The sequence below is a fragment of the Mycobacterium shunyiense genome, assembly GCF_058270035.1.
This window is the reverse complement of the sequence record NZ_JBZDPT010000010.1, coordinates 70856-86236: the sequence shown is the minus strand read 5'-3', so window position 1 is coordinate 86236 and position 15381 is coordinate 70856. Positions and strand designations below refer to the sequence as shown.

Below are 15381 nucleotides of genomic sequence, written 5' to 3'. Positions count from 1 at the left end.
ACAGAGGTGGCAGTGCGTGTCTGAGCCAAACACCAGGTGAAAAGAACCCAACCACCGCAACAGCGGCATCACCACATTCACACTGAGTGCGTGTCTGCCGGTCGACACACCGTCGAACACCGGCATTCCACGCACGCTCGCCGCGCCTCAGCGCGCGCCGGCCAGCACCAGGCAGACGAATGCGGCGGCCACCAGTCCCACCCTCACCCAGTGCAGGCGGTCCCAGCGGCTGACCAGTTCATGGAACTGCCCGGGGTCCTCGCCACCGCCCCCATCACCGCCGGATCCCGCGGCGACGCGGTTGTTGATCGGCACCAGCGTGGTGAGGGTCAGCAGGATGACCAGCGCCATCAGCACGACCGGCGTGATGAGCAGGGGCCCGGGGCGGAACACCGCGGCGGCGATCATCAGCGCCACCGCTGCCATGTACCAGAACGGCATCGCCGTCCCGAGAATCTTGGCGCCGGTGCCGCGGGCCTGACGGTAGGCGGCGTCAGGTAGGCGCTGAAGGATCGGGTTGGTGAAGGCGGCGACGCCGAACTCGACGCCCAGAAGCGGGCCGGTGATGATCACCGCAAGGATCTGCACGGTTTCTTCCATACCATCCAGGCTGGTCAGTATGCTGACAAAAAACAAGGTACTGACAAATTAGTCAGCTTAGGAAGGGCCGGAACCGTGGCGGTTTCCAAGAAAGAGATCGGAGAGTGCCCGATCGACGCGACGTTGTCGGTCATCGACGGGCGCTGGAAGGGCACCATCCTGTGGCGGCTGGCCGACGGGCCGATGCGCACCGCCGAACTGCGCCGCAGCATTCCTGACATCACCGAGCGGATGCTCATCCGGCATCTGCACGATCTGGTCGACGCCGGGATCATCGAGCGCCACGACGCGGGCACGGTGCCGCCGTGCGTGCACTATTCGATCTCCGAGTACGGCCAGACGCTGGCGCCGGTCCTCGGTGCGTTGTGCGACTGGGGCCGCACCCACATGGAGATCCAGAAGCAGAAGCGTCAGCCGCGTGCCAGCGCCGCCGCGCCGACCAGGCCGGCGTCACCGCCGAGTTCGGCCGGGACCACCCGTAGCCCCCGCAAGAATTCCAGCCCGGCGTAGTCGGCCAGTGCCGCGCGCACGGGGTCGAACAACAACGCCCCGGATTTGGCCACTCCCCCGCCGATCACCACCAGGTCCAGGTCACACACCGCGCCCACCGAGGCGATCATCGTCGCCACCGCCCGCGCACCTCGATGAAAGGCCTTGAGGGCCAGCTCATCTCCTTGATTCGCCGCGTCACCGAGCGCCTTCGCGTCAGTACCGTCCCAGCCGTGCCGCCGCGCCCACCGCACCATGCTGGGTCCGGACGCGATGGTCTCGACGCAGCCGTGCCCACCGCACGTGCACAGGTCGCCGCCGTCGGGGGCGACGACAACGTGGCCGACGTGCCCGGCGTTGCCGGTGCGGCCGTCATACGGGGCGCCGTCGAGCACCAGACCACCCCCGACCCCGGTCGAGACCACCATGCCGAGCAGGAACTGGGCGCCCCGCCCCGCGCCGCACCACTGCTCGCCGAGCGCCATGCACAGCCCGTCGCCACCGAGCCGGACCGGCAGCTGGGTGGCGGCGGCGACGCGCTCGACTATCGGAAAGTGTTGCCACTCGGAGATATTGATCGGGCTGACCGTGCCGCCCGACAGGTCGATCGGACCGGCAGAGGCGATACCGACGGCGGCTGCGGCGCCGTCCGCCGTCTGCAAGGTCTCGGCGAGCAGCTTCTCGACGACGGCCCACACCGACTCGGCATCACCGTCGGGGGTCGGCAGCTGCGCCCGATGCACCAGCTGTCCCTCGGCGTCGACCAGGGCGACGGCGATCTTGGTGCCGCCGATATCGAGCGCGAGGGTGAGGGTCACGTGGCGCTCCTAGTGCTTGTGCGTGTTGTCCGGCTGACGGGGATCGCCGGGGTGCTCGTACCCGGCCGCGAGTTCCACCAGGGCCGCGCAACGGGTGTCGAGCCACTGCCGGAACGCCTGCCTGCGCGCGGCCGCCCGCAGGTGAGCGGCGATCCGGTGGCGCGCCTGATCCAGCGACGGCGCCACGGGCCGGCCCCGCCACCCGTCGGACCCGGCCTGCGCCAACGCGAATCGCAGCGGATTGCGCGCGTGGTAGGCAGCCACCTCCGCCTCTGAAACCTCTATCGCAGCAGTCACCTCCGCGAACACGGCGCGTGCCGTGGCGCAATCCAGAGTGGCGGCGGCGACGCTGCCGATCTCCAACCGGGCCGCGGTGTCGGGCAGCAGCTCGTCCCGGCCGGGCGCGCCGAGGCCGGACAGTCCGCGCGCGCAGGCCTCGGCATCGACCACCCGCTCGGCAACCACCAGCTGGGTGAGCCAGCGGCGCAATTGCCGGCCCTCGCTGGTCCCGGGGCGTGGCAGCGCCGAGGCGCGGTTTCCCGCCCGCAACGTCGCCTCCCGATCGTCGATCTCCTTGACCGACACCGGTTCTCCGGCCACCCGTGCCACGCATTCCGCCGGGTTCACCGGACCGTCACCTTCACCGCCGGGGAGTAGACCAGCCGCCCGGCGCAGCCCACTCTGATCAACGCCCACCACTCCCCCGGTTCGACCCACGACGGCGGGGTGACGTCGAAAACCACCTCGGCGGTGCCCGCCGCTGGTACCTCGATGCCGGCCGCGGCCGGCCCCATCCACTCCCAGGTTCCCCACGGGCTGATCAGGTGAGCCTCGGCGTTCAGACCCGTGACCGCGTCGGTGCCGATCGTCATCGACAGTCGCGCGGTCTCACCCGCCTTGACGTCGACGGCCTGCGGCTCGGACACCAGTTTGAGCACGTACGCATCGGGTTCGCCGATCGTGACGATGCAGACGTCCTCGACCACCTGCCGCCACGACGGCGGCAAGGCCTCCGACCCGCTGCCGGTCACTGAGAGTTCGGCACGCACCGGGTACAGCCCGGGTGCGGCACCGGGCGGGATGCTCAGCACCACATCGGTTTCCAGATGTTCGCCAGGTGGCAGGACGTAGGGCAGCTCGGCGGGCTGCACGTCCCATCCCGGCGGCCCATGCAGTCTGACCCGGCCGTGCAGCGCGGCGTCGGTGCAGTCACTGGCCGCCGTCAGCCGCACGACCACCTCGGTATCGGGTTGTCCGGCAACGCTCTCCGGATGCAGGTATGCGACGGCAGGAAGGCCACCGAGCGGCGCCGGGCCGCGATTGTGCAGCCAGTACCTGGCGTACAACGGTTGGGCCGCCTCGGCTTCGGGTGCCAGCGGCTGGTGCTCGCCGCGCAACACCTTCGGCAGGTTGAACTGGGTGGACACCGTGGCGATCTGGTAGCCGTGCAGGCTCAGATGCGAGGGCTGTTGCGGCTCCGGTTCTTCCAGCAGGTTCAGGTTCGCAGCGGCCGAGACCGCGCGCAGCCCGGACCGGATGGTGACCTCGGCAGCGCTGCCGGTGATCTCGACCAGGCGCGCGGTGACGCCGTCGGCCGGGTCGGAATTGCGGACGCTGCCCGACGCGAGCGGGTTCCCCGTGGCCTTGAGCGCACCCAGCTGCACGGTGCCTGCCGGCTCGATCTCCAGCAGCGAACCCCACGCCGGCAGTCCGCCACCGGCATCCGTATCCACCACCACCGGCTGCAGCGGCCGGTTGAACTCCGCGGCGCTGGGGGCAACCCCCGCGGCCCGCCAGTCTCCGGCCCCGGTGACCAGCGCGTAGTCGAATGTGTGGGTCCAGTGCTGCAATTGGAAGTTGGAGCCGTCCGGTGCGGTACGGCGCGGCGGGTCGATCCAGGTGCCGGACGGCCAGCCGGTGCAGGACCGCATCAGCGACGTGTGCAGGGTGCCGTCCGGTTCGATGGCGAAGCTCGGCACGCCACGGTTCAGCAGTGCCACGGTGCGGGCCTCGAACGGCTCGGCCGCCGCGGCAGCCTGCTGGGTGACGACGATCTCGGCGTCACCCAGGTCCTCGACCACCGTGTCGAGGTCACCGGCCAGGATCAGCACCGGCAGGCTTCGCACTCCGCGCAGATCGGCACCGGGCACCCACTGTTCGGGCAGGGGCGCGACGGCAGGCACCCAGACGCGGGCCGATCCGGTGGCGTCGATCTGGCGTTTGAACTCGTCGGAGTAGGCGATCTCGGCTTCGGCGAGAACAGCTGCGGCGAAAGGGTTTTCATCGGGCCCACCGAGCGCGAACCGGGTGTCGGGCAGATTGGAGTCCACCGTGAGATCGCCGTAGCGGGGTTTGTCCGCGGCGCTGCAGGTGGCGGTCACCCCGGCCCGCACCAGGGCCACCATCAGATCCCGTGCGTCGGTGCCGTCGTCGGGAGCGACCACCTCGGCCACTGAAACCGCCCGGACGTCCGAGCCGATCCGCACCCGCGCGGCCGACGACAGCCCGAACCAACCGTAGGCCGGGTTGTCAAGGGTCCACGGGTGTTGTGCCGCGTCCACCGCGTGGTGGGCCGAATGTTCGTGCAGCAGCCCGAATCCGCGGCCGATCACGGCGTCACCGACCTCGCTCACCGGCAGCGCCCCGGGCACCGGGCAGGGCCAGCGCAGCCGCACCAGGCGGTCGGCCCCGACGAATTCGTCGATGACGGTGCGGCAATCGACCCGGTCCACACCGGACCAGAGCGTGATGGTCTGGGTGTAGCGCAACAACTCTCCGATGCGGCCCCGCACGACCACCCGCTGACCGAGCGCGCTCCGGTAGCACTGCACCTCCTCGGCCGGGGCTGCCGAGGAGCACACCACCGGACCGGTGGGCAGCAGGTGCCATGGCCCTTCCCCGGCCTCGGGGTGGGCCGAATACTCGTCGTAGACCGCCAGTTCGTTGCCCATGCCGCCGTCGGCGATGAGCTCTCGCCCGTCGTCGAGGAGCGAACACACCCCACCGCCGCGGGCCGCGTCGACGCGTAGGCGGTAGCGGTCATTGGCGATGGAATCCACGGCCACCGGTTCCCAGCCGTGCGCCGTCCCGGCCGTGAACCGGTAGGACCGCCAGCCCAACGAGGGCACGTCGCGGGCCAACCAGCTCACGGTCACCCCGTCGTGTTCGACCAGGACGGGAACCTCGTTGCCGTCGCAATCGAGCACCCTGCCCTGGAACGGTTCCTCCAGGTGCACGGTGACGATGTCGGTCCGGTTGTGCGCCACGGCGTTCCACACCACCACTGCGCCGATTCCCGGGTCGCCGCGCTCCTGCCCGCCGAACCCCGCCACCGCGTCCGACAACAGGCGCAGAGCATTGTCGCGGGCGGTGACACCCAGCTCCCAGGCATCGCGCCAGCTGGTCAGCAGGTCGAGATAGACCTGGTCGGACTCCGAGCCGGTGATGGCGTCGTGATGTGCGCCGTAGGCCAGCTGCACCCAGGCCTTGGCCATCGCGGCCTGCGGGTAGTCCGCCCCACCGAGCAGTCCGGCGAACACGGCGAACCGTTCGGCGTCGAGCACCGCGTCCTCGGCGGCCCGGTTGGCCTGCTTGGTGTCGATGTAGGAGACGTCCTTGCCGGTGTAGATCGGGTTCATGTCGCGGGTCTGCGGGGACGGTGTGATGCCGCGCTCGTCGACCTCGGCACGCACCGCGGTGAAGAATTCGGAGGGCAGGGCGCACACGAACTTCGGCCAGGCGTACCGCGCATTCCAGTCGCGGTGGATCTGCGTGACCCACTTGTTGGGCGGGGTGTAGTCAGTGCCCACGGGCAGGAGCACGTTGCGGGTCAACGCAACTCGTTTGAGTTTGGTGAACAGCGCGTAGGTGGATTCTTCCGCCTCTGCCAGTGAGGCCGAGGAGTCCATCCACCATCCGGCCGAATAGTGCGCGGGCATGTAGTGGGTGAGCAGCCCGCGGCCCGACGGTGCGATCCACTCGAACTCGCTCGCGAACTGCATGCGCTCGGGGTCGCCGTCGTTCTGCATCGGCCCCCACTGGTGGTGCGGCCCACGGGCCCACGAACTGGACGTCAGGCCGACGTCGGCCGCCATCCCGGGAAACTGCGGGTCGTGGCCGAACACGTCGAGCTGCCATGCCGTGGCCGGATTGGCGCCGAGCACGTCACGTTGAAAACCCATGCCCGACACGAAGTTTCGGATGGCAGTCTCCGGGCTGGTGAGATTGGTGTTGGGCTCGTTGTATGTGCCGCCCATGATCTCGACGCGTCCCTCGGCGATGAAACGACGCAGATCGTCCCGGTCTTCGGGCCGGGCATCCCAGTAGGGCTTGAGATAGTCCACCTCGGCCAGGACGAACTTGTACTCCGGTGCGCGCCGCGCCATTTCCAGGTGTGCGTGCACCAGATCGAAGCCGTTGGTCTGCCGGCACTGGCCGGGCGGATCCTCGGTCCACACACTGGTGTAGGCGGCCTGGGTGTTCCACCAGACGGGGTCGTAGTGGAAATGGCTGATCATGTACATCGTCCAGCCGGGTTCGGCGACGGTGAAGTCGAAGTCGATCGAGCCCACCCGAGCGCGCCGGACTTCCCCGGGTACGCCCCGCTCGACGTCCACCGGGACCTCGACGGTGCCGTCCCCGGCGGCCGCCATCGCCTCACCGGTCAGCCCGTCCCCGCTGACCCGCACCGGCGTCGGCGCGACGCAGGCCTCGTATCGCACCCGAACCAGCTGCCGGGCGGCATCCTCCGGCCCGGCGAACAGCTCCGTCGTCTCCACTGACAGGACGCGCATCTGAAAAACCCTACGACTTCAACGCTCCGAAATGTCGACGACCAACGCCCGATGATCCGAAATCGGTAGGTGCGGCGCCACGCAGGCAGTGGCGAACAGTGTCGGGTCGTCGGTGAGGATGTGGTCGAGCTGCGTCGTCGGCGTGTCGGCGGGAAACGTCGGAGCCTCCCCGAGTGGGCGCCAGTGTGCCGGCGCGCCTGAGTTCAGATCTCCCATCAGCAGCCTCGGCGCCGGGAAGCCGCTCAGATCCCGCACCAGATGCCGCAGTTGCAGGCGGTTCCATCCCGGTACGAACGACAGGTGGGTGTTGGCCACCGTGAGCGCGCCGAGTGGGGTGTCGATGCGCGCGACCATCGCGGCCCGGGGTTCTTCGTGGACGATCCGGAACCGGCGGATGCCCGAGACGTACATCGGAAACCGGACCGGTATCCGGGGAAGCCGCAACACCTGCCAGTTCTCGACCGGGTACCGGGTGAGCAGGGCGATGCCGTAGGCGGCGGTGCCGGGTTGTTCGCGGCCGGTCGCAGCCATCCAGGTGGCTCCCGGGGTCCCGGAGATCGCGGCGACGAAGCGATGGTGCACGGCGTTCATCGCCCGGGCCGCCACGGCGGTCAGGTCTGCCTTGCCCGAGCGGGGCTGATCCAGGTCGACTTCCTGCAGCGCGAGGATGTCGGCGTCGAGTTCGGCCACCGCGGCGGCAAGTCTGCCGAGGTCGACGTCGCCATCGTGGACACTGCGTCCGTGCAGGATGTTGAAAGTGGCCAGCCGCATGGGTACTCAGTACCCACTCTGCATCGGCTCCACCATCGCGATGCCCGACCGATCCGGGATGGCACATGCTCGACCGCAACGACGATCTGCGCGACGCGCTGAAGCGCGCCGCCGCGGCATTCAAGGCGCATGGGCCGCACTTCGCGCTCGGCGGCAGCTATGCGCTGTGGGTGTACGGCGCGCCCGAGCCGGTTCACGACGTCGATTTCGTGGTGGCCGAGACGGACGCCGAGGCGGCCGAGGTGGCGTTGCGCAAGGCCGGGTTCCAGATCGTGCATGTACCCGAGGACTGGTTGTTCAAGGCCTATCCCGACGACGACGTGCTGGTCGACGTGCTCTACCAGCTCAACGGGGTGTCGGTGGATGCGGCGACGCTGGCCTCCGCGGAGGTGTTGGACGTGCTCGCGGTCCGGATGCCGGTGTTGCCGCCGACGCTGGTGGTGTCGGAGAAGCTGCGGTCGCTCAACGAACACCATTGCGACTTCGCCCCGTTGCTACCCGCAGCCCGGGCGGTGCGCGAGCAGGTCGACTGGGATGAGGTGCGCGCCGCGACCGCAGACAATGACTTCGCTGCGGCGTTCCTGATGCTGCTCGACCGCCTCGGGATCACCTGACCGTGCCGCGCGCAGCCAGGTGCAGGCGGTCGGCCACGGCGCGCACGGCGGCGGCCACCTCGGGCGGCTCGAGCACCTCGAAGTCGTGGCCGACGGTGGCGAAATAAAGCACCATGCGTTCAGGGTCGTCGGCGCCGGTGGTGACGATGCAGGCGGCGGGGCCGTCCGCCTCGACGGTGGCCGACGCCGGTGGAAACTTCTGCGCCACAACCTCTTGCGGGGCGTGATAGCGCACCCGCGCTCGGTAGCGGTAGGGCGAGGAGCTGATCGACCGGCGCACATAGTCGGCTGCGTTCGGGGCTTCGCGCGGGGTGAAGGTGGTCCCCGTCGCGGCCACCGTGGACATCCGGTCCAACCGCAGGCTGCGCCAGTCCTCCCGGTCACGGTCGTAGGCCATCAGGTACCAGCGACGGCCGGTGGTCACCAGCTGGTAGGGCTCGAGCCGCCGCTCGGTGTGGTTGCCGCGAATGTCGGTGTAGTCGGTACTGACGTGTTCGCGGTCGCGGCAGGCGCGGGCCAGGGTCATCAACACCTCGGGCTCCACCGGGGAGTCCGACGCGTTGGGTGCAAGGGTGACGGTGGCGTCGTGCACCGCCGAGACCTGTGACCGCAACCGCGCGGGCATGACCTGGTCGAGTTTGGACAGTGCCCGCAGGGCGGATTCGCCGACGCCGGCGACGCTTCCGCCTGCGGCCAGCCGCAGGCAGACGGCCATCGCGACGGCCTCATCCGGGTCGAGCAGCAGCGGGGGCAGTGCCGCACCTGCGCCCAGTTGGTAGCCGCCGCCCTGCCCCTTGCTGGCGTGGACCGGGTAGCCGAGGTCGCGCAGCCGCTCGATGTCGCGACGGACGCTGCGGGTGGTGACCCCGAGCCGTTCGGCCAACTCTTCGCCCGTCCACGCCCGGCGCGCCTGCAACAGGCCGAGGAGTTGCAACACGCGGCCGGTGGTTTCACTGCTCACCGCCATGTCAGAAGTCTGCCGCATTTTTAGGACCGAAACTGTCCTATATGCGTGAAACAGTGGTCTCATGTGGACAAACCTTCTGGCCGATCAATTGGACTTCCACTGGACGAATCAACTGAGGCCGCGATTGGACGGCCTCACCGACCACGAGTACTTCTGGGCACCGGTCCCCGACTGCTGGACGGTTCACCCCGACGGCGCCATCGACTTCAGTTATCCACCGCCACAACCGGAACCGTTCACCACGATCGCCTGGCGACTGGCACACGTGATCGTCGGTGTGTTCGCGATGCGCAACCACTCGCACTTCGGCGGACCGCCGGCGGACTATGAGTCGTGGCCGTACGCCACCGATGCGGCCACGGCCCTGCACCAACTCGACGACGCGTACCGAAATTGGATCGACGGGGTCAGGTCGCTGAGCGAAGATGACCTGCAACGTCCGTGCGGTCCCGCCGAGGGGCCCTACGGCGATGAGCCGATGGCAGTGCTCGTACTGCACATCAATCGGGAAGCGATCCACCACGGCGCCGAAATCGCTTGTATCCGAGATCTTTACGCCCACTCAACCAACAAGGAGAACTGAACCATGCCAGGAATGCCGCCTCCCGCCGCCGATGAACGCCGGAACCTCGTCGAGTTTCTCGCCTTTCAGCAGAACGCCTTCTTCGCAGTGGCGCACGGCCTGACCGACGAGCAGGCGCGGTCCACGCCGTCGGTGAGCGCGCTGTCGGTCGGCGGTCTGATCAAGCACGTCACCGCCGTGCAGAAGAGCTGGGCCGACCGCGCCGAGCACGGACCGCAGTTCCCACCGGCCGATCCCCGCCCATTCGAGGAACAGGCCGCCGACTACGCCGACATGCACGTGATGCGCGAGGACGAAACCCTGGCCGGGCTACTCGACGCGTTCAAGGCCCAGAACGCCGAGACGCTGCGGGTGTTCACCGAGCGGGACCTCGACACCGCGGTTCCGGTGCCCCACGATGTGCCGTGGTTCCCACAGGACGTCGACAACTGGTCGGTGCGGTGGGTCGTCATGCATCTGATCGAGGAACTCAGCCGCCACGCCGGGCATGCCGACATCATCCGCGAATCGATCGATCGCGCAACGATGTACGAGTTGCTCGCGGCCGAAGAGGAGTGGCCCGAGACCGAGTGGATCAAGCGGTGGCGGCCGGTCGCTCAAGCCTGACGGCGCTGCGTGCTTACCGCCCGCGCCTAATTGCCGGCACCGGGCCTAATTGCCGGCACCGCCGCCGCTGCCGAGCACCAGCCGGAGCGCGTAATCCACCACGACGTCGAGGTAGTCGCCCAGGTTGCCGCTCAGCCACTGCTGGGCGAGCTCGGCCATCGCACCGGTGTACATGGCCGCGCCGATCTGGGCGGCCACCGGATCGGAACCCGGGCGCAGCCGACCGCCCTCGGACAGCACAGCCTCGCGTAACAGGTCCTGGGTCGCCGTGCGGCGGGCGGCCAGTACCGGGTTGGCCCTGGCGTCGGTGAACAGGATCCGTCCCCGCCGCGGGTCGGCCGAGCTGAATCCCAGCACCGCGGCGATCCCGGCGCGGGTCCTGGCCCGCAGCGAATCGGCGGCGCTGGCCGTCGCCGCTTCGACGTCGACCGCCAGGGCAGCGCTGACCTCGTCGTACACCGCACCGAGCAGGTCGTCGGTGTCGGCGAAGCTCTCGTAGAAGTAGCGGGTGTTGAGGCCGCATTCGCGGCAGACCGAGCGCACCGAGACCGCGGCCTCTCCCCCGTCGCCGAACAGCCGGAACGCCGCGTCCACCAGCAGGGCGCGGCGCTCGGCCCGGCGGTCGGTCAGCGGCACACCGGCCCAGCGGGTCGGGTTGGGCGCTCCGGTCATTCCTTCAGATTAGATCTGGTCACACCCGTACCCAAAATGTATTCTGGCTACAGACGTAACCAGAAAGGGGTCCCGCGGTGGACATGCCACACCAAATCCTTGAGCAGATGCTGCAGCGGAAGTTCGACACGGACATCCGTCAGCACTACTTCCGTGGCATGGAGTTCGCCGGACCGGCCGGCGATCCGGGATGGTTCGGTCCCGGCAGCGCCGTCTGGCACGTCCACTCCCACACCGAGGCGCTCATCTTCGGCCTGCAGTGCGCGGCGTACATGGAACGCCTCGATCCCTCCATCTACTGGATGGGCATGCACCATTCGCGTCTGGTCAAGCGCGACGAAGATGGCACCGCCATCCCCGTCATCGATCCGCAGGGCGCGGCCGTGCGCCTGGGGCACTCCATCGCGTTCTTCATCGGCACCGCCTACGGCAACACCGAGACCGCCGAGCGCGTGGCCAAGACCGTCCGCGCCATGCACCACACCATCAAGGGGACCCGCCCCGACGGCGCGGTCTACGACGCCGACGATCCGGACTGGCTGCGCTGGAACTACGCGACCGTGGTGTGGGGACTGGCCACCGCGCACGAGATCTACCATCCGAACCCGTTGCGCGGTAAGAAACTCGACCGCTACTACGGCGAGTTCATCCGCGTCGGGCACGCCCTGGGCGGCACCGACCTACCCGAAACCAAGGCCGAGACACTGGAGTGCCTGCACTCCTATCTGCCCAGGCTGGCGCTGACCCACGGCGCGGCCATGGCCACCGGCCCCAATCTGCCGATGCCGCAGAGCGCAGTGGACTGGGCAATCCGCGACACCATGCCGAAGTGGGCCAAGCAGCTGATCGGGCACACCGATCCGAATCCGATCGAGCGGGCCGCCCGCCGCGCCATGGTGTGGTCGGTCATCAACGGACTGCACACCGCGGCCGGCAACACCCTGGAGTTCCGGGCGGCCCAAAAGCGGGTCTCCGCCGGAACCACCGCGCCGCACACCGAGCCCACCTACGTGCCCGGAACCGACCCGATCCTGAGCCGTGACGAGGTCGAGGAAAGTTTCGCGTCGGTGTGACTCACGGCACAGATGTTTTTGGCCGCACCGTGGCCTTTGAGACACTGCAGCTATGAGCACTACGCCGCCGAAAACCAAGCACCGCGAGGTCGCCAGGTTGAGCCGGGTGCCGCTGCCCGTGGAAGCCGCCCGTATCGGCGCTACCGGTTGGCAGATCACCCGCACCGGGGTCCGCGTCGCGGCCAACATGTTCGGGCGCGGATCCCTGCAGCAGAAGATCGTCAAGCAGGTACCGCAGGCCTTCTCCGACCTCGGCCCCACGTACGTCAAGTTCGGCCAGATCATCGCGTCCAGCCCGGGCGCGTTCGGCGAGCCGCTGAGCCGCGAGTTCCGCAGCCTGCTCGACCGGGTACCGCCGGCCGACACCGATGAGGTGCACAAGCTCTTCGTCGAAGAACTCGGCGACGAGCCCACGAAACTGTTCAAGAGCTTCGACGAGAACCCGTTCGCCTCGGCCTCGATCGCCCAGGTGCACTACGCCACGCTGCACAGCGGCGAGGAGGTGGTGGTCAAGATCCAGCGCCCCGGGATCCGTCGTCGCGTCGCCGCCGATCTGCAGATCCTCAAGCGCGGGGCGCAGCTGGTGGAGCTCGCCAAGCTGGGCCGGCGGCTGTCGGCCCAGGATGTGGTCGCCGACTTCGCCGACAACCTGGCCGAAGAGCTCGACTTCCGGCTGGAAGCCCAGTCGATGGACGCCTGGGTCTCGCACATGCATGCCTCGCCGCTGGGCGAGAACATCCGGGTCCCCCAGGTGTACTGGGACCTGACCAGCCAGCGGGTGCTGACCATGGAGCGGGTCACCGGGGTACGTATCGACGACGTCGCTGCGATCCGCAAAAAGGGGTTCGACGGCACCGAGCTGGTCAAGGCTCTGCTGTTCAGTGTGTTCGAGGGCGGCCTCAAGCATGGCCTGTTCCACGGGGACCTGCACGCGGGCAACCTCTATGTCGACGACAACGGCAAGATCGCGTTCTTCGACTTCGGCATCATGGGCCGCATCGACCCGCGCACCCGCTGGTTGTTGCGCGAGCTCGTGTACGCCCTCCTGGTCAAGAAGGACCATGCCGCTGCGGGCAAGATCGTCGTGCTGATGGGGGCCGTGGGCACGGTGAAGCCCGAGGCGCAGGCCGCCAAGGACCTGGAGAAGTTCGCCACCCCGCTGACGATGAAGTCCCTCGGCGACATGTCCTACGCCGAGATCGGTAAGCAGCTCTCGGCGCTGGCCGATGCCTACGACGTCAAGCTGCCCCGCGAGCTGGTGTTGATCGGCAAGCAGTTCCTCTACGTCGAGCGGTACATGAAGCTGCTGGCGCCGAAGTGGCAGATGATGAACGATCCCCAGCTCACCGGGTATTTCGCCAACTTCATGGTGGATATCAGCCGGGAACACAAGCAGGGCGAAGACGGCGACGGGATCGAGGCCTGAATGGCCGGCATGAAGGTGCGATCAGGGTTCGCGAAGTCGTCGGCGGAATCCGGCGATGTCGACCTGTACTACGAGGACATGGGCGATCCGAACGATCCGGCCGTGCTGCTGATCATGGGCCTCGGTGCCCAGATGCTGTTGTGGCGCACCGGTTTCTGCGAGAAGCTGGTCAGTCAGGGGTTGCGGGTCATCCGCTATGACAACCGCGACGTGGGGCTGTCCACCAAGTTGTCCGGCAAGCGGGTCGATTCCCCGCTGCCGCTGCGGATGGCCCGGTCGTTTCTGGGGCTTCGGAGTCCGTCGGTCTACACGCTCGAAGATGTGGCCGATGACGCTGCCGCCCTGCTCGATCACCTCGACATCGACAATGCCCACATCGTCGGCGGTTCGATGGGCGGGATGATCGCCCAGGTGTTCGCCTCCCGTTATGCGCAGCGCACCAAGTCGCTGGCGGTGATCTTCTCCAGCAACAACCAGCCGCTGTTGCCGCCGCCGGGTATCAAGCAATTGCTGTCGGTGATCACGGGCCCGCCCGCCAATTCATCGCGAGATGCCATCATCGACAACGCCGTTCGGATCAGCCGGATCAACGGCAGCCCCGGCTACCCCACTCCCGAGGCGGAGATTCGGGCCCAGGCCGCCGAACTGTACGACCGCGCCTACTATCCGGCCGGGATCGCCCGGCACTTCGACGCCATTCTCGGCAGCGGCAGCCTGCGCCACCACGACAAGCGGATCAGTGTGCCCACTGTGGTGATCCATGGTCGCTCCGATCGGCTGATGCGCCCGTTCGGGGGCCGCGCGGTGGCGCGTGCGATCAGCGGCGCCCGCCTGGTGTTGATCGACGGAATGGGCCACGAGCTGCCCGAACCGGTGTGGGACGAGATCGTCGGCGAGCTGAAGACGAACTTCGCGAGTTCCGCCTGATACCTGCGTCTGCAACGTTAATTCGTTTGCCGGCGCCGGAAAGCTCGGTAGCTGGCCGTGCCCGCTCTACTGTTTTTTAGAGCAGTCTGGGGGGCGGCTAGGTCAAGACGTGGCTTAGTGCGGCTCTCGCCAGTCCGTCTTCGTTCGTTAGGCGCCGCATGGCAAAACAGCCGGCAAATCTCAAACCCCACTTCGACGACGTGCAGGCCCACTACGACCTGTCCGACGATTTCTTCGCCCTGTTCCTGGATCCGACCCGGACGTACAGCTGCGCGTACTTCGAACGCGACGACATGACGCTCGAAGAAGCCCAGCGCGCCAAGATCGACCTGGCGCTGGGCAAGCTCGGATTACAACCGGGAATGACCCTGCTCGACGTCGGATGCGGCTGGGGCGCGACGATGATGCGCGCAATCGAGCGCTACGACGTGAACGTCGTGGGCCTGACCCTGAGCCGCAACCAGGCCGCTCACGTGCAGACGCTGTTCGACGACTCCGACTCGCCTCGTTCCAAACGGGTGCTACTGGCCGGATGGGAGGAGTTCGACGAGCCGGTGGACCGGATCGTGTCGATCGGGGCGTTCGAGCATTTCGGCCCCGACCGGTATACAGACTTCTTCCGCTTCACCCATCATGTTCTGCCGGACGACGGGGTGATGCTGCTGCACACCATCACCGGGATGCACCCCCGAGACGCTCACGAGAGAGGCATCCCGCTCACCTTCGAGCTGGCCAAGTTCATCAAGTTCATTCTCACCGAGATCTTCCCGGGCGGGCGGTTACCCACGGTGGAGATGGTCGAGGAACATGCGCAGCGGGGATCGTTCACGCTGACGCGTCGGCAATCGTTGCAGAAGCACTACGCGCGAACCCTCGACCTGTGGGCAGCCAATCTGGAGGCCCACCACGATGAGGCCGTCCGGACCCAGTCCCAGGAGGTCTACGACCGCTACATGCGCTACCTCACGGGCTGCGCGAACCTGTTCCGCGTCGGCTACACCGACGTCAACCAGTTCACCCTGCATGTCGCCGGCTGATTTCC

At 68.0% G+C, this 15381-nt stretch carries 15 protein-coding genes; 8 read left to right on the top strand and 7 right to left on the bottom strand.

The window, feature by feature from the left end; genetic code table 11:
• Positions 1-147: 147 nt before the first annotated feature.
• Positions 148-600, bottom strand: coding sequence for an anthrone oxygenase family protein (locus AC4ELS_RS08765; RefSeq protein ID WP_498885579.1), 453 nt, complete (start codon positions 598-600; stop codon positions 148-150).
• A 75-nt stretch (positions 601-675) separates the two neighbouring features.
• Here AC4ELS_RS08765 and AC4ELS_RS08760 point away from each other — a divergent pair, with 75 nt between their 5' ends.
• Positions 676-1110, top strand: a complete 435-nt coding sequence (locus AC4ELS_RS08760) for a winged helix-turn-helix transcriptional regulator (RefSeq protein WP_082963505.1) — start codon at positions 676-678, stop codon at positions 1108-1110.
• Here the strand turns inward: AC4ELS_RS08760 and AC4ELS_RS08755 are convergent.
• The 4 genes from AC4ELS_RS08755 to AC4ELS_RS08740 are packed head-to-tail and all read right to left on the bottom strand — an operon-like array spanning position 1011 to position 7471.
• Positions 1011-1907: an ROK family protein gene (locus AC4ELS_RS08755; protein ID WP_498885582.1), complete on the bottom strand. Its 897-nt coding sequence runs from the start codon at positions 1905-1907 to the stop codon at positions 1011-1013. The genes AC4ELS_RS08760 and AC4ELS_RS08755 overlap by 100 nt on opposite strands.
• 9 nt (positions 1908-1916) lie before the next feature.
• Entirely contained in the window at positions 1917-2534 is a 618-nt protein-coding gene (locus AC4ELS_RS08750; protein ID WP_498885584.1) for a DUF7158 domain-containing protein, read from the bottom strand.
• Complete coding sequence (locus AC4ELS_RS08745) at positions 2531-6700, bottom strand: glycoside hydrolase family 38 N-terminal domain-containing protein (RefSeq protein ID WP_499046803.1); 4170 nt, start codon at positions 6698-6700, stop codon at positions 2531-2533. The genes AC4ELS_RS08750 and AC4ELS_RS08745 overlap by 4 nt, the downstream gene beginning before the upstream one ends.
• Before the next feature lie 18 nt (positions 6701-6718).
• Positions 6719-7471: an endonuclease/exonuclease/phosphatase family protein gene (locus AC4ELS_RS08740; RefSeq protein WP_064886334.1), complete on the bottom strand. Its 753-nt coding sequence runs from the start codon at positions 7469-7471 to the stop codon at positions 6719-6721.
• Between the two features lie 65 nt (positions 7472-7536).
• On the opposite strand from AC4ELS_RS08740, the gene AC4ELS_RS08735 reads away from it, so the two are divergent.
• Entirely contained in the window at positions 7537-8085 is a 549-nt protein-coding gene (locus AC4ELS_RS08735; protein ID WP_064886335.1) for a nucleotidyltransferase family protein, read from the top strand.
• Here the strand turns inward: AC4ELS_RS08735 and AC4ELS_RS08730 are convergent.
• Positions 8078-9052, bottom strand: coding sequence for a helix-turn-helix transcriptional regulator (locus AC4ELS_RS08730; RefSeq protein ID WP_448448201.1), 975 nt, complete (start codon positions 9050-9052; stop codon positions 8078-8080). The genes AC4ELS_RS08735 and AC4ELS_RS08730 overlap by 8 nt on opposite strands.
• A gap of 61 nt (positions 9053-9113) precedes the next feature.
• On the opposite strand from AC4ELS_RS08730, the gene AC4ELS_RS08725 reads away from it, so the two are divergent.
• Both AC4ELS_RS08725 and AC4ELS_RS08720 read left to right on the top strand, forming a co-directional pair.
• The gene (locus AC4ELS_RS08725; RefSeq protein ID WP_064886337.1) at positions 9114-9635 is read left to right on the top strand and encodes a DinB family protein; all 522 of its coding nucleotides are present in this window, start codon (positions 9114-9116) and stop codon (positions 9633-9635) included.
• Between the two features lie 3 nt (positions 9636-9638).
• Positions 9639-10241 (top strand): DinB family protein, encoded by a 603-nt coding sequence (locus AC4ELS_RS08720; RefSeq protein WP_055110070.1) that lies wholly within the window; start codon positions 9639-9641, stop codon positions 10239-10241.
• A gap of 45 nt (positions 10242-10286) precedes the next feature.
• Here AC4ELS_RS08720 and AC4ELS_RS08715 read toward each other — a convergent pair whose 3' ends face one another.
• On the bottom strand, positions 10287-10913 hold the full coding sequence (locus tag AC4ELS_RS08715; protein WP_499046797.1) for a TetR/AcrR family transcriptional regulator: 627 nt from the start codon (positions 10911-10913) through the stop codon (positions 10287-10289).
• A 77-nt stretch (positions 10914-10990) separates the two neighbouring features.
• Between AC4ELS_RS08715 and AC4ELS_RS08710 the strand changes: the two genes are divergently transcribed.
• The 4 genes from AC4ELS_RS08710 (at position 10991) to AC4ELS_RS08695 (ending at position 15376) form a co-directional block, all read left to right on the top strand.
• Positions 10991-11986: an oxygenase MpaB family protein gene (locus tag AC4ELS_RS08710; RefSeq protein ID WP_463805148.1), complete on the top strand. Its 996-nt coding sequence runs from the start codon at positions 10991-10993 to the stop codon at positions 11984-11986.
• A gap of 52 nt (positions 11987-12038) precedes the next feature.
• Positions 12039-13412 (top strand): ABC1 kinase family protein, encoded by a 1374-nt coding sequence (locus tag AC4ELS_RS08705; protein ID WP_448448199.1) that lies wholly within the window; start codon positions 12039-12041, stop codon positions 13410-13412.
• Positions 13413-13421: 9 nt separating this feature from the next.
• Positions 13422-14339 (top strand): alpha/beta fold hydrolase, encoded by a 918-nt coding sequence (locus AC4ELS_RS08700; protein ID WP_064886399.1) that lies wholly within the window; start codon positions 13422-13424, stop codon positions 14337-14339.
• A 158-nt stretch (positions 14340-14497) separates the two neighbouring features.
• Positions 14498-15376 carry a cyclopropane mycolic acid synthase family methyltransferase gene (locus tag AC4ELS_RS08695; RefSeq protein WP_135359472.1) on the top strand — a complete coding sequence of 293 codons (879 nt, stop codon included), beginning with the start codon at positions 14498-14500 and terminating at the stop codon, positions 15374-15376.
• Positions 15377-15381: the final 5 nt, after the last annotated feature.